Origin of the sequence: Microbacterium sp. R1, from assembly GCF_015159725.1 — a bacterium.
GTDB classification, from domain to species: Bacteria; Actinomycetota; Actinomycetes; order Actinomycetales; family Microbacteriaceae; genus Microbacterium; species Microbacterium oxydans.
The window spans coordinates 1-18,307 of the sequence record NZ_JADDUD010000001.1; the positions used below are offsets into that span (position 1 = coordinate 1).

General features: G+C 68.5%; 19 protein-coding genes. 14 read left to right on the forward strand and 5 right to left on the reverse strand.

Annotation, left to right across the window (positions count from 1 at the left end):
- Nucleotides 1-110: 110 nt before the first annotated feature.
- Nucleotides 111-860 carry a DeoR/GlpR family DNA-binding transcription regulator gene (locus ILP86_RS00005; protein ID WP_046748558.1) on the reverse strand — a complete coding sequence of 250 codons (750 nt, stop codon included), beginning with the start codon at nucleotides 858-860 and terminating at the stop codon, nucleotides 111-113.
- Nucleotides 861-914: 54 nt separating this feature from the next.
- On the opposite strand from ILP86_RS00005, the gene ILP86_RS00010 reads away from it, so the two are divergent.
- Nucleotides 915-1,280: an NUDIX hydrolase gene (locus tag ILP86_RS00010; RefSeq protein ID WP_046748559.1), complete on the forward strand. Its 366-nt coding sequence runs from the start codon at nucleotides 915-917 to the stop codon at nucleotides 1,278-1,280.
- Nucleotides 1,281-1,289: 9 nt separating this feature from the next.
- A complete protein-coding gene (locus tag ILP86_RS00015) occupies nucleotides 1,290-1,466 on the forward strand; it encodes a hypothetical protein (protein ID WP_193761089.1) in 177 nt (58 codons plus the stop codon).
- A gap of 7 nt (nucleotides 1,467-1,473) precedes the next feature.
- Here the strand turns inward: ILP86_RS00015 and ILP86_RS00020 are convergent, their stop codons facing one another.
- Entirely contained in the window at nucleotides 1,474-2,415 is a 942-nt protein-coding gene (locus ILP86_RS00020) for an SDR family oxidoreductase (RefSeq protein WP_193761090.1), read from the reverse strand.
- 121 nt (nucleotides 2,416-2,536) lie between these two features.
- Between ILP86_RS00020 and ILP86_RS00025 the strand changes: the two genes are divergently transcribed.
- Nucleotides 2,537-3,379: a helix-turn-helix transcriptional regulator gene (locus ILP86_RS00025; protein WP_193761091.1), complete on the forward strand. Its 843-nt coding sequence runs from the start codon at nucleotides 2,537-2,539 to the stop codon at nucleotides 3,377-3,379.
- Between the two features lie 74 nt (nucleotides 3,380-3,453).
- Here the strand turns inward: ILP86_RS00025 and ILP86_RS00030 are convergent, their stop codons facing one another.
- Entirely contained in the window at nucleotides 3,454-4,836 is a 1,383-nt protein-coding gene (locus ILP86_RS00030) for an LLM class flavin-dependent oxidoreductase (RefSeq protein WP_193761092.1), read from the reverse strand.
- A gap of 121 nt (nucleotides 4,837-4,957) precedes the next feature.
- On the opposite strand from ILP86_RS00030, the gene ILP86_RS00035 reads away from it, so the two are divergent.
- The 7 genes from ILP86_RS00035 to ILP86_RS00065 all read left to right on the forward strand — a co-directional run bounded on the left by ILP86_RS00035 (nucleotide 4,958) and on the right by ILP86_RS00065 (nucleotide 12,150).
- Entirely contained in the window at nucleotides 4,958-6,415 is a 1,458-nt protein-coding gene (locus tag ILP86_RS00035) for an adenosylhomocysteinase (RefSeq protein ID WP_193761093.1), read from the forward strand.
- Nucleotides 6,412-7,707, forward strand: a complete 1,296-nt coding sequence (locus ILP86_RS00040) for an amidohydrolase family protein (protein WP_193761094.1) — start codon at nucleotides 6,412-6,414, stop codon at nucleotides 7,705-7,707. Before ILP86_RS00035 ends, ILP86_RS00040 begins: the two co-directional genes overlap by 4 nt.
- A complete protein-coding gene (locus tag ILP86_RS00045) occupies nucleotides 7,704-8,132 on the forward strand; it encodes a cupin domain-containing protein (RefSeq protein WP_193761095.1) in 429 nt (142 codons plus the stop codon). Before ILP86_RS00040 ends, ILP86_RS00045 begins: the two co-directional genes overlap by 4 nt.
- Before the next feature lie 79 nt (nucleotides 8,133-8,211).
- A complete protein-coding gene (locus tag ILP86_RS00050; protein ID WP_046748567.1) occupies nucleotides 8,212-9,063 on the forward strand; it encodes an ABC transporter substrate-binding protein in 852 nt (283 codons plus the stop codon).
- Nucleotides 9,060-9,926 carry an amino acid ABC transporter permease gene (locus ILP86_RS00055; protein WP_061018176.1) on the forward strand — a complete coding sequence of 289 codons (867 nt, stop codon included), beginning with the start codon at nucleotides 9,060-9,062 and terminating at the stop codon, nucleotides 9,924-9,926. Before ILP86_RS00050 ends, ILP86_RS00055 begins: the two co-directional genes overlap by 4 nt.
- Complete coding sequence (locus tag ILP86_RS00060; protein WP_193761096.1) at nucleotides 9,923-10,660, forward strand: amino acid ABC transporter ATP-binding protein; 738 nt, start codon at nucleotides 9,923-9,925, stop codon at nucleotides 10,658-10,660. Before ILP86_RS00055 ends, ILP86_RS00060 begins: the two co-directional genes overlap by 4 nt.
- 128 nt (nucleotides 10,661-10,788) lie before the next feature.
- On the forward strand, nucleotides 10,789-12,150 hold the full coding sequence (locus ILP86_RS00065) for a heparan-alpha-glucosaminide N-acetyltransferase domain-containing protein (protein WP_193761097.1): 1,362 nt from the start codon (nucleotides 10,789-10,791) through the stop codon (nucleotides 12,148-12,150).
- Nucleotides 12,151-12,210: 60 nt separating this feature from the next.
- Here the strand turns inward: ILP86_RS00065 and pnuC are convergent, their stop codons facing one another.
- Both pnuC and ILP86_RS00075 read right to left on the reverse strand, forming a co-directional pair.
- Complete coding sequence (gene pnuC / locus ILP86_RS00070) at nucleotides 12,211-12,924, reverse strand: nicotinamide riboside transporter PnuC (protein ID WP_193761098.1); 714 nt, start codon at nucleotides 12,922-12,924, stop codon at nucleotides 12,211-12,213.
- A gap of 2 nt (nucleotides 12,925-12,926) precedes the next feature.
- The gene (locus ILP86_RS00075; protein ID WP_193761099.1) at nucleotides 12,927-13,478 is read right to left on the reverse strand and encodes a GNAT family N-acetyltransferase; all 552 of its coding nucleotides are present in this window, start codon (nucleotides 13,476-13,478) and stop codon (nucleotides 12,927-12,929) included.
- A gap of 210 nt (nucleotides 13,479-13,688) precedes the next feature.
- Between ILP86_RS00075 and ILP86_RS00080 the strand changes: the two genes are divergently transcribed.
- From ILP86_RS00080 to ILP86_RS00095, 4 genes are all read left to right on the forward strand, one after another.
- Nucleotides 13,689-14,138: a peptidase inhibitor family I36 protein gene (locus ILP86_RS00080; RefSeq protein ID WP_193761100.1), complete on the forward strand. Its 450-nt coding sequence runs from the start codon at nucleotides 13,689-13,691 to the stop codon at nucleotides 14,136-14,138.
- Nucleotides 14,139-14,167: 29 nt separating this feature from the next.
- On the forward strand, nucleotides 14,168-15,040 hold the full coding sequence (locus ILP86_RS00085) for a hypothetical protein (RefSeq protein ID WP_193761101.1): 873 nt from the start codon (nucleotides 14,168-14,170) through the stop codon (nucleotides 15,038-15,040).
- Between the two features lie 108 nt (nucleotides 15,041-15,148).
- Nucleotides 15,149-16,324, forward strand: a complete 1,176-nt coding sequence (locus tag ILP86_RS00090) for a peptidoglycan-binding domain-containing protein (RefSeq protein WP_193761102.1) — start codon at nucleotides 15,149-15,151, stop codon at nucleotides 16,322-16,324.
- A 1-nt stretch (nucleotide 16,325) separates the two neighbouring features.
- Nucleotides 16,326-18,269 (forward strand): ATP-binding cassette domain-containing protein, encoded by a 1,944-nt coding sequence (locus ILP86_RS00095; protein WP_193761103.1) that lies wholly within the window; start codon nucleotides 16,326-16,328, stop codon nucleotides 18,267-18,269.
- The last annotated feature ends 38 nt before the right edge of the window (nucleotides 18,270-18,307 follow it).

Sequence of the window (18,307 nt, forward strand, 5' to 3'; positions counted from 1 at the left end):
GCGGATCGCCGCCGCCCTGCGTTCGGGCGGCTACGGCATCCCCGCCGTTTCGCGGATCATCGACGAGGTGCGCGCGCACGGTGACACCGCGCAGGTGCAGGGGTCGTCGCTCACGTCCGCGCCGGGATCTGCGCCAGGACCTCGGGGATCAGCGGATTCTCGTCGAGGGGGTCGGTGATGACCGCGGCGATCGCCTCGAACGGCAGTACCGGGTAGCGCGAGGCGGCGCCGATCTTCTCGTCGCTGGCCAGCACGATGGTCGCGGCGCATCGGGAGGCGATCGCCCGCTTGGTGACGGCATCGTCGAGTTCGCCCGTCGTGAGACCGTGTCGGGGGTCGACGCCCGTGACGCCGACGAAGAACACGTCGGCAGCGAGGTGCTGGATCGCCTCCATCGCGAGTCCTCCGCCGGCGACGAGAGAGTGTCGGGCGAGCTCGCCGCCGATCATGATCACGCGCGCATCCGAGTGCTCGGCGACGGCCAGGGCGACGGCAGGACTCGGGGTGATGACCGTGATGTCGGTGCCGGAGGGAAGCAGTCGCGCCATCGCGAGCGTGGTGGTGCCGGCATCCAGCACGATCGTCGATCCGGGGAGGATGGTCGTGACCGCCTGGCGGGCGACCCGCTCCTTGCTCTGGGTCGCCAGATCGTGGCGCTCGCGCACCGGGCGATCGGCCGCGGCGATGGGCAGCGCGCCGCCATACACGCGCTGGAGCCTTCCCTCGTCGGCGAGCTCGCGGAGGTCGCGACGGATGGCGTCTTCCGATACTCCGAGTTCATCGGCCGCAGCCTTCGCCACGACCCGTCCCTCGCGGGTGAGCACGTCGAGCAGGTGGTCCTTGCGCTGAGCAGCGAGCATACGTTTCCTCACGAAGTTGCACGTTTATGCATGATTCAGACTACAGTCATCTCCATGATGAAGCCACTCCTGATCCTGATCGCCGGCCCCTACCGTTCCGGCACGAACGGCGACCCCGCCCTGATCGCTCGCAATCTCGCGCGCCTGGAGGAGGCGTCCGGTCCGATCTTCCGCCTCGGCCACGTGCCGATGATCGGGGAGTGGGTCGCATTGCCGGTCCTGCGCACCCTCGAGCCGGGCGACTCCGGCGAGGGCGACGTCATGTACGAGACCGCCCGCCGACTGCTCCTGCACTGCGACGCGGTGCTGCGGCTGCCGGGGGAGTCGTCCGGCGCCGACAAGGACGTCGAGATCGCCCACGAGCTCGGGCTGCCCGTGTACCGGTCGCTCGACGAGATTCCTGCAGCTTCGACTCCGTAGGCTGGAGGCATGACCAAGAACCTCTGGACCATCCTCGGCGTCATCCTCGCCGTCGTGATCGCGTGGTGGATCGTGAGCGCGCTGTTCTCGGTCCTCGCGTTCATCTTCAAGCTCGGGATCGTCGCGGTCGTGGCCGTGGTGGTCTTCCTCGTGCTGCGAGGGATCTTCAGCCGCGGTGACGACTGACCAGACGTCACCGCGGGTAGGTCACGCCGCTCAGCCGCTCCGAGAGGTCCCAGCTGCGCGCGGCATCCGCCGTGCTCCGTAGCGGATGGTACAGGGCCTGCTCGGCCGGAGCGCCGCCCATGTGGCCAGGACCGCGCGGGCCGTACAGGCGGCCGGGCAGAGCGGACGACGACGCTGCCGCGAACAGGGCGGGCAACGCGGCGCTCTCGGCCGTGCCGACGATCAGCCCGCGCTGGGACGCCCACCGGATCACCCTCACCTCGACGGTGTCGTCGGCGCGACCGAGTTCCGGACGGGCGGCGAGCAGGCTCGTGGGGGCGACTCCGGGGTGGGACAGGTTCGACGTGATGCCCCATCCGAGCGCCTGGCTGCGCCGGTCGAGTTCGAGGCCGAACAACCCGAGCGCGATCTTCGACTGCCGGTAAGACCGCATCCCGTCGTACGACTGCTCCCCGTTCGGATCCTGCCAGTCGATCGTTCCGCGGGCCGCGGCCACGCTCACCTGGGAGGTCACGCGCGCCTGCCCCGCGCTGAGCACGGGAAGAAGGTGTGCGACCAGGGCGAAGTGCCCGAGATGATTCGTCCCGTACTGCACCTCGAACCCGTCGGCCGTGGTCTGCCGGTCAGGCGGCGACATCACCCCGGCGTTGTTGATGAGCAGATGCACGGGGCTGCCGTCCCTCCGCATCGCCTCGCCGAACTCCGCCACGGAGTCGAGCGATGAGAGGTCGAGCGGCGCGGTCTGCACCTGCGCACCCGCCGCGGCGTCCCTGATGGTCGCGGCGGCGGCATCCCCCTTCCGCGGATTGCGCACGGGGAGCACGATCTCGGCTCCGGCACGGGCGAGACGCGTGGCGATGTGCAGGCCGATGCCGTCGCTCCCTCCCGTCACCATCGCACGGCGGCCGGCGAGAGAGGGGATGCGGATGTCGGGGATGCGCGGGCTCATGATGTGCTCCTTCGGGTCTTCCTCCAGTGTGCGTGCTGGGCGTCGCCGCAACCAGGACTCCCCATGCAGTGGATACCGGCACGGACGGATGCGAGGATCGGGGCGTCGGGAGGAGGCCCGGATGGTCATCGACAGGACGGCGCTCGCGGGGTTCCTGCGACTGCGGCGAGACAGTCTGCAACCGGAGGACGTGGGTTTGGCGCGGGGGGCGCGACGGCGCACCGAGGGGCTCCGTCGCGAGGAAGTGGCCGCGCTCAGCCACATGTCGGCCGACTACTACGCGCGACTCGAACGGGGTGACGGGCCGCTGCCCTCGGAGCAGATGCTCGCCGCGATCGCCCAGGGGCTGCACCTCACGATCGACGAGCGCGACCACCTGTTCCGCCTCGCTGGACATCAACCGCCGGCACGAGGGGGGATCAGCGACCACATCGGGCCGGGGATGCTGCGGATCCTCGACCGGCTGCAGGACACTCCGGCCGAGATCGTGAGCGAACTCGGAGAGACCCTGCGGCAGACGCCCCTCGGTGTAGCGCTCACCGGCGACACGGCACACCTCACCGGCATGGAGCGGAGCCTCGGTTATCGCTGGTTCCGCGAGCCGTCCACGCGGGACCTGTACGACCCCGCCGAGCACGAGTTCCTGTCGCGGCTGTGGGTGTCTGGTCTGCGGGAGGTCATCGCCCGGCGGGGCCCCTCATCGCGCGCTGCCCGCATGGCCGACGCGCTGCAGGAGCACAGCGCGGAGTTCCGCGAGATCTGGGAGCGTCATGAGGTCGGCCTCCGGCCCCGCGAGACGAAGCGCTTCGTGCATCCCAGCCTCGGGCCGCTCGAGCTGACGTGTCAGAGCCTCGTCGATCCCGAGCAGTCGCAGTTCCTTCTCGTCTACACCGCGATCCCGGGGTCGGAGAGCTATGAGAAGCTCGCTCTGCTGTCGACCCTGGCTCCCCGGGTCTTCGTGTAGGGGACCTTCGAATCGCGCAAATGGTGGGAAACGGCGTCCGCAGCACCCGTTTGCGCGATTCGAAGGCGAGAGGGCTACGCCTTCGCGAAGGAGCCGACGCGGTACTTCGCGGCGCGGTGCGTGTCCTGCACGCGGTCGCCGCGGCCGTGGAGCTTGTTGCGGAGTGTGCCGGGCGCATACTCCTCGGGGTAGGCGCCACGCGCGCGCAGCACCGGGATCACATGCTCGATGATGTCCTGCCACGTGCCGGGCGTGACCGCATAGGCGAGGTTGAAGCCGTCGATGTCGGTCTCCTCCACCCACGACTGCAGCTCGTCGGCGATCTCCTCGCCCGAGCCGACGATCGTGGGGCCGAGGCCGCCGATCGCGTTGTGACGCCCGAAGTCGCCGACCGTCCACTCGCGACCGAGGTCGGCCTCTTCCTTGAGGTGCTGCAGCACCGACTGGATCGCGTTCGACTCGACGTTCCCGACCGGCTCGTCCTCGGCGTACTGGGACAGGTCGACGCCCATCCACCCCGACATGAAGGTGAGTGCGCCCTCCGGGCTGGCGTAGGAGAGGTACTCGGCGTGCTTCGCGGTCGCCTCTTCGCTCGTCGCTGCGGTGATCACGGTGAGCAGCGTGTAGATGCGGGCGTCGTACCGGTCGCGACCTGCGGCCTCGAGCGCGTCGCGGATGCGCTTGACAGTGCCGGCGAGCACCTCTTTCGAGGGGGCGGCGACGAAGATCGCCTCGGCGTTCTCGGCCGCGAACTTCACTCCGCGGGGACTCGCGCCGGCCTGGTAGATCACCGGTGTGCGCTGCGGCGATGGCTCGGAGATGTGGATGCCGGGAACGCTGAAGTGCTTCCCCTCATGCCCGATCGGGTGCACCTTGCCGGGGTCGGTGAAGATGCCGCGCTCGCGGTCCTCCACCACCGCGTCGTCCTCCCACGAGCCCTCCCAGAGCTTGTAGAGCACCTCGACGTACTCGTCCGCGTGGTCGTAGCGGTCGTCGTGGGCGAGCTGGTCCTCCTGGCCCATGTTCCGTGCGGCGCTGGGCAGGTAACCGGTCACGACGTTCCAGCCGACGCGGCCCTGCGTGAGGTGGTCGAGTGTGCTGAGTCGTCGAGCGAACGGGTAGGGATGCTCGAACGCGGTGCCGGCCGTGATGCCGAAGCCGAGGTTCTCGGTCACCGCGGCCATCGCGCTGACCAGGAGGATCGGGTCGTTCACCGGCACCTGGGCGCCGTTGCGGATGGCGGCCTCGTTCGTGCCGCCGTACACGTCGTAGGTGCCGAGCACGTCGGCGATGAAGATGCCGTCGAAGGTCGCGCTCTCCAGCAGCTTCGCCAGATCCGTCCAGTACGAGATGGTGTTGTACTGCCGGGAGCGGTCGTCGGGGTGCCGCCACAGGCCGGACGACTGGTGGGCGACGCAGTTCATGTCGAAGGCGTTGAAGCGGATCTGACGGGTCATGGGCTCCATGAAAGGCGAACCGCGCCGGGGAATCCAGGGTCGCCGACACGCGCCGACACATTCGGGCGCGACAGCCTCCGCTCTGGCAGTCGGCACACCCGGCGGGCTCTACCCTTGACTGGTGACCGACGAGACCGCGACAGCCCAGCGTCTGGTGCGGCGCTTCGCCCGCGAGACCAACCTGCTCGTGGCCGGTCGCGACTTCTCCGTCGTGGGAACGGATGCCGTGGCCGACGAGCTGCGTCGACTGCTGCCCGCGTTCGGTGCGCATCTCGGAAGCACCGGCACGGTCGGCCACGGAGTCGTCCTCGCACCGGGTGCGACGCCCGAGATCCTGCTCGACGGCAAGGCTCTCCCAGCGCGTGAGACGGCTCACGACCGTGTCGATGCGGCCGGACGTCACATGCCCGTCGCCACCGATCGCGCGCGACGCCTGCGCGAGGCCGGCACGGTGAAGGGTGTGCGGATCGGCATCGCGATGGTGCTGGAGCCGAAGACCGCCCAGCTCGCCCTGCTGCTGCGGGATGCCGGAGCGACGGTCGCCGTCTACGCCCACCCGGATGAGATCGACGTCGAGGTCGCCCAGGTGCTGCGATCCCGCGGAATCCCCGTCGACGGTGACCCGGCCCTGTCGGCAGCTGCGGAGCGCGCCGCCGCCGTGGCCTTCCTGCGCCGCGGCTTCGACCTGCTGCTCGACGACGGCTCCCACCTGATCCGTCTCGCGCACGAGGAGGGGATCGCGGCCGGGCTGCGCGGCGCGGCCGAGGAGACCACGAGCGGACTCACGCCCCTGCGGCTCATGGAGCGCGAAGGAGTGCTCGAGATCCCGGTCATCGCGGTGAACGACGCCCTCACCAAGACCTCCTTCGACAACCGCTACGGCACCGGGCAGTCCTGCGTGTTCGCGATCGCCGACGCCCTGGACGACGCCGGCATCGACCTTCGCGACCAGCCGGCCGTGGTCGTGGGCTACGGGCCCGTAGGAGAGGGCGTCGCCGCCCACCTGCGGGCGCTGGGCGTGCAGGTCGGCGTCACCGAGACCGACCCGGTGCGCGCACTTCGCGCCGCGCACGACGGCTACCGCATCGGGCGTCTGCACGCCCTCGCCCCCGGAGCGCTCGTCGTCTCGGCCACCGGTGCGCCGCACACGGTCGATGCCGAGGTGCTGCGCACGGCGGCGATCGTCGCGGTCGCCGGCGGTGTTCCGCACGAGGTCGACCTCGATGTGTCGACGCTGCAGTCGTACGCGGGAGCGGACGGGCAGAGATCGCCGTTCGTCGAGCGTGTGGGAGACGGCGCGCTCGTGATCGCGAGAGCCGGATGCGTGAACCTCGCAGCCGGCGAGGGCAACCCGATCGAGATCATGGATCTGTCGTTCGCCGTGCAGTTGTACGCCGTCGAGCACCTGCTCTCGCTCGCGCTGCCCGTCGGAGTGCATGCCCTTCCCGCCGAGGCCGACACCGCCATCGGCACGGCCGCTCTCGCCCTGCGCGGAGAGCGCATCGACCAGCGCAGCGCCGCCCAGATCGACGCGCTGCGCGAATGGCGCTCGCCGCGTTTCCGAGGAGAGTCCGCATGACCGCCGTGACCGTCTACTCCGCGGGGCTCGTCGCGCCGATCACCGCCCCGCCGATCGTCGACGGTGCGGTCGCCGTGCGCGACGGACGGATCATGCACGTGGGCGAACGCGAGTGGGTGCTGCGGTCGCTCTCGGAACGCGGGATCGAGGCGGAGGAGGTGCACTGGCACGGCGTGCTCACCCCCGGTCTCGTGAACGCGCACACCCACCTGCAGTACACGGGCATGGCCTCGGTCGGGCGCGGGCAGTACGACGGCTTCGACGACTGGGTGCGCGCGTTCGATCCGGTCTACGAAGGTGGGCGCGACTGGGCGGTGGACGCGGCCGACGGTGCCGCACAGGCACTGCGTTTCGGCACGACGGCCGTTGCGGATGTCGTGACGGACAGGGCGGCAGCGACCGCATTGCACGACGCCCGCCTGCACGGCATCACCTACTGGGAGGTGATGAGCTGGACCAACGCCGACTGGGCTCGCACCGGGCGCGAGCAGGTGGAGCAGGCGCTCGACGCGCTGCCGACGCCGCCGGGGACGGGCCTCTCACCCCACGCTCCCTACTCGCTCGACATCGAGCCGCTGCTGGAGATCCCCGACATCGTGCGCGAGCGCGGCGGACGCATCCACATCCACCTCGGCGAGGCTGCTTTCGAGAGCGAGTTCGCGCACGAGCACCCGCAGGCCTGGCACACGGCAGGGCTCGCGAGCTTCCAGGAGCTGCGCAAGGCCGGATTCGGCACCAGCGCCACCGAGTTCGTCGATCAGCTCGGCGTGCTCGGACCGGACTGCCACATCGCGCACGGGGTGTACATGAGCGCCAGGGACCGTGCCATCCTCCGGGAGCGCCGCACCACCGTGGCGCTGTGCCCGCGATCGAACGCCGTCATCGGGCTCGAGGAACCCCCGATCGCCGCGTACCTGCGCGAGGGCAGCCCGATCGCCGTCGGCACCGACTCGTTGTCGTCGAGCCCCTCGCTCGATGTGCTGGCCGATGTGGCCGAGCTCGCGCGCATCGCCCGCTCGCAGGGGTACACCGACCGCGACCTGCACGCCCGCCTGCTGGGTGCGGCCACCCTCGGAGGGGCGCACGCCATGGGCATCGACGTCGGTCCCGACCGCACCGGGTACCTCGCGGTGGGGGCACTCGCCGACCTCACGTTCTTCGACGTCCCGTCAGGCCCCGATGCCGTGGTCGAACTCGTCGAGCACGGGGCGGGCCGCACGGCCGCCACCATCATCTCCGGCGAGGTCCGCTACGCCGTCGACTCCTTCCCCGAAACCGGAGCACCCGCATGACACAGCGCCCCGCGACCGCCGAACGGCTCGACCTCGCCCCGCACCCCGAGGGCGGCTGGTTCCGTCGCACCTGGACGAGCCCGCTTCCCGTCGAGACGCCGAACGGTCAGCGCCCGGCGGCCACCTGCATCCACTACCTGCTGCTGCCGTCGGAACGGAGTGAGTGGCACGTCGTGACCAGCGACGAGCTGTGGCTGTGGCACGGCCCGGGGCGGCTCGAACTGAGTCTCGGTGGCGACGGCGCGGAGCCGGGGGTGGCGACCCCGGTGGTGCTCGGACCCGACGACGCGGCGCAGGTGCTCGTGCCCGCCGGCGTCTGGCAGGCCGCGCGGCCGCTCGATGCCGACGAGGTGCTGGTGTCGTGCTTCGTGTCGCCAGGTTTCGACTTCGCCGATTGGCGACTCGCCGCATCGCCTACTCTGTAGAGGCAGACCCGCCTCGACACCTGGCGGACCCGCCCTGCCCCGCGCTCTCCTCCCTACCCTTCTTCGCCCTGGAGTCATCGTGCCCTTCGCCCTCTCCCTCCGCCGCGCAGCCGCCGTCACCGCTGCGGCCGCCGCCATCGCGCTCACTCTCTCCGCGTGCACCTCGCCGTCCTCCGACTCCGGCAGCGGTGACGGGTCGGGCCTCTCGACCGTGACCGAGGGCAAGCTCACGATCGCCACCGGCGAGCCCAACTACGAGCCGTGGTTCGTCGACGACGACCCCTCCAACGGCGAGGGCTTCGAGGGCGCGGTCGCGAACGCGGTCGCCGAGCAGCTCGGGTACGCGGCCGACGACATCGTCTGGGTGCGCACCACCTTCGACGGCGCCATCGCTCCCGGTCCCAAGGACTGGGACATCAATCTGCAGCAGTTCTCCATCACCGACGACCGCAAGAAGGCCGTCGACTTCTCGTCGCCGTACTACACGACCACCCAGGCCGTCGTGGCGGTGGGCGATTCGCCCGCCGCATCCGCGACCACCATCGACGAGCTCAAGGCCACCAAGGTCGGCGTCGCCAGCGGCACCACGAGCTACACGGTCGCGAAGGCTCAGCTCGGCGAAGGCAACCTCAGCGTCTTCAACTCGGTCGACGACGTCGTGCTCGCGCTCAAGGGCGGTCAGATCGACGCCATGATCACCGACCTCCCCGGTGCCTTCTACGTCGTCGGCGCTCAGCTCGACGACGGCGTGGTCACCGGACAGTTCGCCGACGCGAACGGCGGAGACGACTTCGGCATCGTGCTGCCCAAGGGCTCCGCCCTCACGGCCGACGTCACCAAGGCGGTCGACGCCCTGCGCGAAGACGGCACGCTCGACGAGCTGCAGCAGAAGTGGCTCAGCGACGCGGTCGACGTCCCCGTCCTCAAATGACCTCGACGTCCGTCGACGCGCAGTGGCAGCCGAGCGAGCTCGAGCTGTCACGCCGCGCTCTGCGGCGCCGGGCCACCACGCGCTCGGTCCTGATCGCCTTCGGCAGCAGCCTCGCGCTCGCCGTGGTGCTGATCGTCGTCGTCGTCAACACCCCCGGTTGGGCGATCGTCAGCCAGACGTTCTTCGACCCCCAGGTGGCGCTCGAGAGCATCGGTCCGATCTTCCAGGGGCTGCTCGTCAACCTGCTCGTACTCGTCATCGCCGTGGTCTGCGTCGCGATCCTCGGCACGCTCCTGGCCACCCTGCGCTCTTTGCGTGGCCCCGTGTTCTTCCCGCTGCGTGCGCTCGCTGCGGCGTACACCGACTTCTTCCGCGGCATCCCGCTGCTGATCGTGCTGTACCTGGTGGGCTTCGGCATCCCCGCGCTCGGGATCTTCCCGCGCATGCCCGCGATGTTCTGGGGCACGATCGCGCTGGTCCTCACCTACTCCGCGTACGTCGCCGAGGTGCTCAGGGCCGGCATGGAGGCGGTGCACCCCTCGCAGCGCATCGCCGCGCGCTCGCTCGGACTCACGCACGGGCAGACGCTGCGGATCGTCGTGATCCCGCAGGGCGTCCGCAAGGTCGTGCCCGCACTCATGAACGACTTCGTGTCGATGCAGAAGGACGTGGGTCTGATCTCCGTCCTCGGTGCGGTCGATGCCGTCAGGGCCGCGCAGCTGATGGTCGCCGAGACCTACAACTTCACCCCCTACGTCGTCGCCGGGCTGATGTTCATCGTGCTCAGCTGGCCGATGATCCGCCTGACCGACGTCGTCACGGCACGTCTGAACAAGCGCGAGCAGGCCGGAGGAGTCGTATGAGCGTGCCGGTGATCGAAGCCAAGGGCGTGCGCAAGCGCTTCGGCGACCACGACGTGCTGCGCGGCATCGACCTCTCGGTCGGCACGCACGAGGTGGTCGTGCTGATAGGCGCATCGGGTTCGGGCAAGTCGACGCTGCTCAAGACGATGAACCTCATCGAGGGGATCGACGACGGGCAGATCTTCCTCTCCGGCGAGGACATCACCGACCCGCGGGTGGATGCCGACGCCGTACGGGGGCGGATCGGGGTCGTGTTCCAGCACTTCAACCTGTTCCCGCATCTCACCGTGCTCGACAACGTCACGCTCGCCGCGGTCCGCGTGCACGGGATGCGCAAGGCCGAGGCGCGGGCGAAGGCGCGCGCGCTGCTCGAGACGCTCGGGCTCGGCGCCAAGGCCGACGAGTACCCCGACCGGCTCTCCGGCGGTCAGCAGCAGCGCGTCGCGATCGTGCGGGCGATCCTCACGCAGCCCGAGGTGCTGCTACTCGACGAGATCACCAGCGCGCTCGACCCGCAGCTGGTCGGCGAGGTGCTCGACCTCGTGCGCGAGCTGAAGGTCCGGGGCGCCACGATCGTGATGGCCACCCACGAGATGTCGTTCGCCCGCGAGGTGGCCGACCGCATCGTGTTCCTCGAGCACGGCGTGGTCGTCGAGCAGGGTCCGCCCTCGCAGGTGTTCGACGCCCCGCAGCAGCCGGCCACGGCGGAGTTCCTGGCCCGCGTGCGGCACTGACACCCGCCAGGATCCGCACGCGTCGACTTCATCCGCTCGACGGATAGAAGCGGTACTGAGGGTGGATGTGTGCCCTCGGGCGTTCGTGTTGAGCTTGAGGTCTCTGCTGAATCCTCGAGAGGTCTCCTTTGAGCACGCCCCACAACATCCCGTCATTCCCTGCGCCGACGGAGGACGCTTCGGTCGCAGACTCCGGCGACCGTCCGCGACGCGGAGGAGCCACCTCCACGGGTAGGCGCCGTATCGTCGGCGTGGATGTCGCGCGCGGACTCGCGCTGGTCGGGATGTTCGGCGCGCACCTGATGGTCGCGAGCGGTCCCGACTTCACTCTCTCGGATCCGTCGACGTGGCTGGACATCGTCAACGGGCGCTCCTCGATCCTGTTCGCCCTGCTGGCGGGGGTATCTCTCGCGCTGATGACCGGCGGTGCGCAGAACGCGACTGCGGACGAGCTGCGGAAGATCCGGTTGCGCCTGGTCGGTCGAGGAGCGGCGATCTTCGTGATCGGGCTGCTGGTCGAGCTGCTGGGCTCCGGGATCGCCGTGATCCTCACGCTGTACGGGGTGCTGTACATCCTGGCGGCGTTCACGGTGCACCTGCGCACCAGGGTGCTGGTGATCGCGGGGGCGGCGCTCGGCATCCTCGGTCCTCCGCTGCTCGCTCTGATCGGCACGCTCTCGCCGGATCTGGGTGGCCCTGGGCTGTCGCTGGTGCTGTTCGGCACGTACCCGATCACGGTCTGGGCGGCGCTGCTCTGCGCAGGCCTCGTGATCGGCCGCCTCGATCTGACCCGCGTGAAGACGGCGGTGGTCATGCTCGTCTGCGGTGGGCTGGTGGCGATCGGCGGATACACGCTGGGTGGGCTGCTCACGCCGCCGCAGCAGGATGTCACGACGTCGAGCTCCGCCTCCGGCTCGAGTTCGGGTTCAGTTCCGGGCTCGATGAGCATGGTCCCGGGTGACGAGGTCGACATCTCCGGGCTGACCTGCCAGACGAGCGACGGCATCGTCGCCTGCTTCGCGCCCGAGAAGGCCTCGCTGTTCGGTGGCGACGGCGGTGGCGACGTCGACGGCCAGTCGTACTTCGACCGGGTGGCGTTGCAGGACCCGCCGGCGAAGATGCTCGAGGCCGTCACCAACTTCTCCGCCCACTCCGGCGGGGTGCTCGAGATCCTCGCATCCGGCGGATTCGCGGTGGCGATCCTCGGGCTGTGCCTGATCGTCACCCGCTACGCGAGGTGGGCGGTGGCACCACTGGCCGCCTATGGTGCTGTGCCCCTCACCGGCTACGTCATCCAGGCGATACTCATCCTGGCGGGTGCGGCGACCTGGCTCCCGAACCCGGTGCTTCCCTGGATCGCGTTGTCGCTGCTGATGATGGCCGGCGCACTCGTCTGGACGCGCACGGTCGGCAAGGGTCCGCTCGAACGGCTCACGGCGCGTGCGGCCGATGTCATGGCGCTGACCGTGAAGGGGAAGAGCCGGGCCTGAGGACTGCCTCGTTTCGAGGAGGGGCGACAGCGAGGCGGAAGGGCCGGGGGAGGGCGGAGCTCAGGCGAGCTCTTCCTCCTCCGGACGTCGTGGGCTCGGGTCGGGCGGCAGGATCTCGATCGGATGCGCGGCGGTGCGCTGTGCCCGCCACCAGATCACGAAGCCGACCGCGGTGAAGACGCCGTAGAAGACGTACATGAAGCCGGTTGCGTAGTAGCCGGAGCTGAACAGCAGCGGCACGCCGACCACGTCGACGGCGATCCAGATCAGCCAGAACTCGGTCCAGCCCTTGGCCATGCCGTAGGTCGCGAGCAAGGATCCGACGAACGTCCAGGCATCGGCCCACACCGGCTCCCACGATCCGAGCAGACGGAACAGCGGGGTCAGGGCGACCGTGCCGACGATCATCACGAGCACCATGCCGATGCGTGCGCTCGTCGGGGCCCAGCGGGGAACCACTCGCCCGCCGTCGAGATTCCGCCAGCGGATCCAGCCGTAGATGGCCACGGCGATGAACATGATCTGCCGACCGGCCTGCCCGAGCAGGTGCGGCAGCGACGGGTCGGGGCTCAGCGCTGAGCCCAGGAAGACCGTGAGAAGCAGCAGGTTGCCGATGATGCCGACCGGCCACGCCCACACCTTGCGGCGCATCCCGCCGAGGGCGCTCGCGAGGCCGAACGTGTTGCCCACGACCTCACGCACGAGGAGGGTCTGCCCGCCCGGCAGGATCCACTGCGAGTTGAAGGCTTCGACGAACCACTGCAGCAGGTCCATCGTCAGGATCCGGTGCGGGGTTCGGTGCGGGGTTCGGTGCCGGGTTCGGCGCGATCGTCGAGCATGAGTTGCAGCATGCTCAGATCGAGCCAGCGTCCGAACTTCGCGCCGACCTGCGGCATGCGCCCGACCTCGACGAAGCCCAGTCGCTCGTGCAGGGCGATGGAGGCCGCGTTGCCGCTCTCGACCCCCGCGATCATCACGTGCATCCCGGCCACCCTGGCACGCTCGAGGAGGGCCGTCATCAGCGTGGTGCCGATGCCCCGACCATGCTGGCCGTCCCGCACGTACACCGAGTGCTCGACCGTGTGACGGTATCCGCTGTGCGGGCGCCACTGCGCGTAGGAGGCATAGCCCAGCACCCCGGTGTCGTCGACGGCCACGATGACCGGAAAGCCACGGACGGTGCGATCGGCGAGCCAGGCGGTGCGGTCGGCGAGGTCGACAGCCTCTTCGTTCCAGATCGCGGTGGTGTGCAGCACGGTATGGTTGTGGATCGCGGTGATCGTCTCGAGATCGGCAGTCTCGGCATCCCTGATTCGCACGGCTGTCATCGGCGGGCGGTCTCTCTTCTTCTGCGCTTCGGGTGCGCATCGCCGACGCTAGCAGGAGGGGCGCTGTTCGGGCGCGCTGCGACCGAACAGTTACGAGAGGCAGAGTGCGGGTGTCGCTCTTGTCCCCCGAACGGCCTACAGACGCGCGCAAAGATCATGTCTACTGTGTAGAACGTATTATTTTAGTTGGCGGGTGCATCGGAGGATCTCATGTCTTTGGAACACGCGCGTCGCGCAACCTGGCGCACAAGAGCGGCCAGCGCGCTGATCGCACTCGTCCTGTCCGGGGTGGGAGTTCTCGCCTTGGCGGGCCCTGCCGCAGCCGCGCCGAGTGATTGCCCATCCGGGTACACGTGCAGTTACTCGGGTTACAACTACACCAACGACGCATGGCAGCAGCCATCCACGCACAAGTTCGCGAACTGCGTGGATGTCATGGCCATCGGCTGGAGGTCCTACGGCAACGTCATCTCCTCCACCTTCAACAGCGGGCGCTCCCAGAACTCCTACCTCTACAAAGGACAGAACCAGACAGGAGGGAAGGGCCTCCTTATCCTCCGGGGGCAGGGCTTCGGCAATGTGGGTAGCTACAACGACGAGATCGAGTCGGGATACTTCAGCGGCACCCTCAGTAGCGTTGGTTCGGCTCTATGCCGGTGACGTCTCCGCGCGTAGGTGGCCGCCTGGTCATGGCGACCGTCCTTGCGGTCACGGTTGCCGGGGGTCTGGTGGGGTGTACCGCGTCCGACAGTGAGACGGATGCGGGGGTGAGGAATCAAGCGGCTTGGAAGATGCCTCTTGATGAGTTCGTCGTGTATTCCCCGGACCTGGACAACTATGCGGAGCAGTTGTTGATCTCGGATTGTCTGGGTGCGCAGGGGTATGAGTGGCCGGTGCCGTGGCAGGATACCGACTTCCCCCGTGCGGAAGACTTCAACCGGGTAGGTCTGCGGCTGTTCAATCTGGAACTGGCAAAGAAGTGGGGTTACCATTTCGCGCGGCTGGATGATCCGGAGAGCGCTGAGCTGTGGTTTACATACACAGAGACAGTGGATTCGTACTTTCCGAATCAGGAACTGGATGACGCGCTCGTGGCCTGCACTGACAAGATCCGCGCGAAAGACAAGGACTTCGCATCCACCGCCGACGGGCTGAACTACAACGCTGAGCTATCCGCCCAGGCTTGGGACATCGTGGAGCAGGATCCGGATGTGGTCAAGGCGGTGAAGGCCTGGCGGGAGTGTCTGACCCCACGGGTGGATTACGCGGTGACTCAGGAGCAACCTTGGGAAGGAGCTCCTTATGAGGTGGCAGAGGTGTGGGGTGCGGTGACCGGGTCGTCGTCCGCGCCTTCGGCGGAGGAGCTTGCTGCGGCTGTTGCTGATGCGGAGTGCCAGGAGTCGAGTGGGTGGGCCTCGCTCTGGTATGAGCGGAATTGGGAGGAGCAGGAGAAGCTCGTCGCGGAGAACAGGGACAAGCTCGATCGGATCCGTGCGGACGCGATCGAACGGAAGAAGAAGCTGTTGACGATCGTGGCGGAGAACGCGCCAGCCGCGCCCTAGAGAGGCGGCGCGAGAGTTGGCTCGGTAATGAGCCTTGGCCGATCAGTGAGTGATGAGAGTCCGATGGATGAAGTAGGTGTGCCGGAGACGGCGAGACGGTCCCGTTGGATGGCCGTGATCGCTGTGGTGCTGATCGTGGCGCTGATTGGGGCGGGATTCTGGTTTGCTGCGCAGTTCCAGTCTTCGGCGCAGCAGGAGGCTAATGCCAAGGCGCCCGCCCCCGGGCCGGTCTTCGCGGAAGTTACGCAGGGTTCGCTGGCCGGAGAGGTTGGCTTCACTGGGCAGGCGGGGCCGTCGACGCAGACTCCGGTGACGGTGCTTCCGGTCGCGGATGCGTCGCTCACCGTCGTCACCGGACGCCCATTGGCGACGGGTGCAACCGCTTCTTCGGGGCAGGTTCTCACCGAGGTCAATGGGCGCCCTCTCTTCGGTGTGCAATCGGCTTTCTCCTTCTATCGCGACATGGGCGTCGGGGATCGTGGACCGGATGTCGAAGCATTACAGGCCGCACTGGTGGCGCGGTCGTACCAGCTCAACGCTGATGGGCGATTCGGAAGCGAGACGGCCACGGCGGTGAAGCGCTGGTATCAGGACAGCGGCTATGAAGCCCCCACTCGCAGTGCCGCGGCAGAAAAGACGAGCCCGGGAGAGGGCGAGAAGTCGGCGGAGACGAGCGCGAAGGTGCCGACTGCTGAGGGGTATGTTCCTGTCGCCGAAATTCTGGCGATGCCTTCGGCGTCCGCTCAGGTCGTGCAGGGCGTTCAGGTCGGACAGCGTCTGGCGGCGGAGGGCGTGCCGGACTTCATCCTCGGGTCGGCGGATCTGGTGGTCACGATCACGGTTCCCGTCACCGATCTCGGGGATGTGGTCGCAGGCGACGCGGCTGTGATCTCGATCGGTGGCACTGAGGTCGAGGGCACCGTGGGGGACATCCGCCCCTCCGGCTCGGCCGAAGACCCAGAGGGAACGGGCTCGAATGGGGACGCGGAACAGGCAGCGCCCGAGGTCACCTTCGCCGTGATACCGAAAACAGCACTGCCAGAGTCGGCGGGGCGGGCGCGGGTGACGGTGGTCAAGCAGATCGTGGCCGAGGACGCGTTGATCGTCCCGGTTCTCGCAGTCTCGGACCGAGGGCCTGACAAGAATGTTCTGACAAAGCAGCAGGCGGACGGAACGCTCTTCGAGGTGCCGGTCACGGTCCTGGGCACACTGCAGGGCGAGGTCGCCGTCGAGCCGCTCGACGAAGGTGCCCTGAAGGCCGGCGACCTGGTTCGAGTCGGTTGACGTGACGCTGATTCAGTTACGGGGAGTGCGTCGGACGTACTCGTCGGCAGGTCGGCCCGATGTCGATGCACTGCGCGGTATCGACCTGGAGATCGACCAGGGGGAGTTCGTTGCGATCGTTGGGCCATCGGGCGGTGGCAAGACGACACTGATGAACATTCTGGGGCTCCTCGACGACCCGACGGCGGGTAGCTATGTTCTGGACGGAGAGGAGGCTCGTGCCGGCGACGGCCGCCGTGCGGCGAGCGTGCGGGCACGGACGATCGGATTCGTGTTCCAGGCCTTCCATCTTCTCGAGGCCAGACCAGCCGTCGACAGCGTCGAGCTGAACCTGCTCTACCGGGGCGTGCCGCGTGTCGAGCGGCGTGAGACTGTCCTCCGCGCCATCGACTCTGTCGGGCTCGCGGAACGTGCGTTCCAGAGCACCTCGACGCTGTCGGGCGGGCAGCGTCAACGCATCGCGATCGCCCGGGCGATCGCCGGGGACGCGAAACTGATCCTTGCCGACGAGCCGACCGGAAACCTCGACTCGGTCAACGCCGCTCGTGTTCTGGACGAGCTCGAACGCATCAATCGCGGCGGCGCGACGGTCGTCGTCGTCACCCATTCGGCTGAGGTCGCGGCGCGGGCGCGTCGTGTGGTCCACATCGCCGACGGGGCGATCGTGTCCGACGAGCGACAGCCCGGCACCGGAGCGGATCCGGCACCGAAAGAGTCCGGGGATAGGCCGCTGGCTTCTGCAGTCGACGAGGGGCCCTTCCCTGTTCCGGGCGACGACGAGCAGGCGCAGCTCACCGGGCGCATCCGATTCGCCGACATACTGCGCGACGCCTGGGCGTCGGTGATGTCGAGAAAGTACCAATCGATCGGACAGGGGCTCGCCGTCGCCATTGCCGTGGCATTGACGATCACCACCCTCGGGCTTTCGGCATCGGCACGGGCCCAGGTGTCCGCCACGTTCGATGCTCACCTGAACCGCGAGGTCTCGGCGACGTGGTCGACGGGAGCCAAGCACTCGCTTCCGCCCGAGGAGGTTCCGCAGGCGATCGAGCGACTCAGCGGAGTGGATGCAGCCGCGGTCGTCAGCGATCTCAATGTCAGCACGGTCTCGACGTTCGCGGAGGCACGCCAGATCCGGCCGCACGTCGCCATCGGAGACATCGCCGGCGCTGCGCGTCTCACCGTCGACGAGGCACCGTGGCATGAGGGACCTCTGGCTGCCGGTGAGGCCTACGTCGGAGATCTTCTCGCGAAGGACATGCAACTCAGCAGCATCGACGGCGCCCCCACGATCTCAGTTGATGGCATCACCTATGTCGTCGCCGGCATCATCACCACGTCCTCGCGCCTCCCCCTGCTCCGCGGTGAAGTGGTCGTCGGACCCCGCGACGACATCACGGCGAAAGGGGCCGTCGACGTGACGATGTTGGTCGTGACGTCCTCCGGCGCAGCGCAGCAGGTCGCCAAGCAGTTGCCTTCGGCGCTGAACCCGTACGAGCCGGACCGGATCGTCGTCGCTGCGCCGACCGATTCTGCACAGTTGAGAGGACAGGTCGAACAAGGGGTGCAGGCCACCCTCACCGCGTTCACGCTGCTCGCGCTGATCGTCGCGATCGCCGCACTCATGAACGCCACGCTCCTCGCTGTCAACGCACGCCGGGGTGAGATCGGCATGCGCAAAGCGCTCGGAGCCCGAGACCGACAGATCGGGGAACTCATCACCCTCGAATCCGCAATCGTCGGTGTCGTCGGAGGGGCCGCAGGTCTCGTGCTCGGCATGGCGGCAATCCTCGTCGTCACAGTGAGCCAACGATGGGCGCCCGTGTTCGATATCCTGCTGCTTCCCATCGCCATTGCCGTCGGCCTGATCGTCGGTGCCGGAGGAGGTGGATTGGCCTCCATCCGCGCCGCGCGTCTGCGCCCCGCCGAGAATCTCCGCAGCTGACATCCCTGCTGGACGTCGTGCGGGCGCGCTGCGGCCGA

What these genes read in the sequence shown, in the direction of transcription:
- ILP86_RS00075 (WP_193761099.1), bottom strand. Translation starts at nt 13,478, where the DNA reads ATGACAGCCGTGCGAATCAGGGATGCCGAGACTGCCGATCTCGAGACG.
- ILP86_RS00090 (WP_193761102.1), top strand. Translation starts at nt 15,149, where the DNA reads ATGGCCGTGATCGCTGTGGTGCTGATCGTGGCGCTGATTGGGGCGGGA.
- ILP86_RS00025 (WP_193761091.1), top strand. Translation starts at nt 2,537, where the DNA reads ATGGTCATCGACAGGACGGCGCTCGCGGGGTTCCTGCGACTGCGGCGA.
- ILP86_RS00020 (WP_193761090.1), bottom strand. Translation starts at nt 2,415, where the DNA reads ATGAGCCCGCGCATCCCCGACATCCGCATCCCCTCTCTCGCCGGCCGC.
- ILP86_RS00015 (WP_193761089.1), top strand. Translation starts at nt 1,290, where the DNA reads ATGACCAAGAACCTCTGGACCATCCTCGGCGTCATCCTCGCCGTCGTG.
- ILP86_RS00030 (WP_193761092.1), bottom strand. Translation starts at nt 4,836, where the DNA reads ATGACCCGTCAGATCCGCTTCAACGCCTTCGACATGAACTGCGTCGCC.
- ILP86_RS00060 (WP_193761096.1), top strand. Translation starts at nt 9,923, where the DNA reads ATGAGCGTGCCGGTGATCGAAGCCAAGGGCGTGCGCAAGCGCTTCGGC.
- ILP86_RS00080 (WP_193761100.1), top strand. Translation starts at nt 13,689, where the DNA reads ATGTCTTTGGAACACGCGCGTCGCGCAACCTGGCGCACAAGAGCGGCC.
- ILP86_RS00055 (WP_061018176.1), top strand. Translation starts at nt 9,060, where the DNA reads ATGACCTCGACGTCCGTCGACGCGCAGTGGCAGCCGAGCGAGCTCGAG.
- ILP86_RS00010 (WP_046748559.1), top strand. Translation starts at nt 915, where the DNA reads ATGATGAAGCCACTCCTGATCCTGATCGCCGGCCCCTACCGTTCCGGC.
- pnuC (WP_193761098.1), bottom strand. Translation starts at nt 12,924, where the DNA reads ATGGACCTGCTGCAGTGGTTCGTCGAAGCCTTCAACTCGCAGTGGATC.
- ILP86_RS00045 (WP_193761095.1), top strand. Translation starts at nt 7,704, where the DNA reads ATGACACAGCGCCCCGCGACCGCCGAACGGCTCGACCTCGCCCCGCAC.
- ILP86_RS00040 (WP_193761094.1), top strand. Translation starts at nt 6,412, where the DNA reads ATGACCGCCGTGACCGTCTACTCCGCGGGGCTCGTCGCGCCGATCACC.
- ILP86_RS00085 (WP_193761101.1), top strand. Translation starts at nt 14,168, where the DNA reads ATGGCGACCGTCCTTGCGGTCACGGTTGCCGGGGGTCTGGTGGGGTGT.
- ILP86_RS00005 (WP_046748558.1), bottom strand. Translation starts at nt 860, where the DNA reads ATGCTCGCTGCTCAGCGCAAGGACCACCTGCTCGACGTGCTCACCCGC.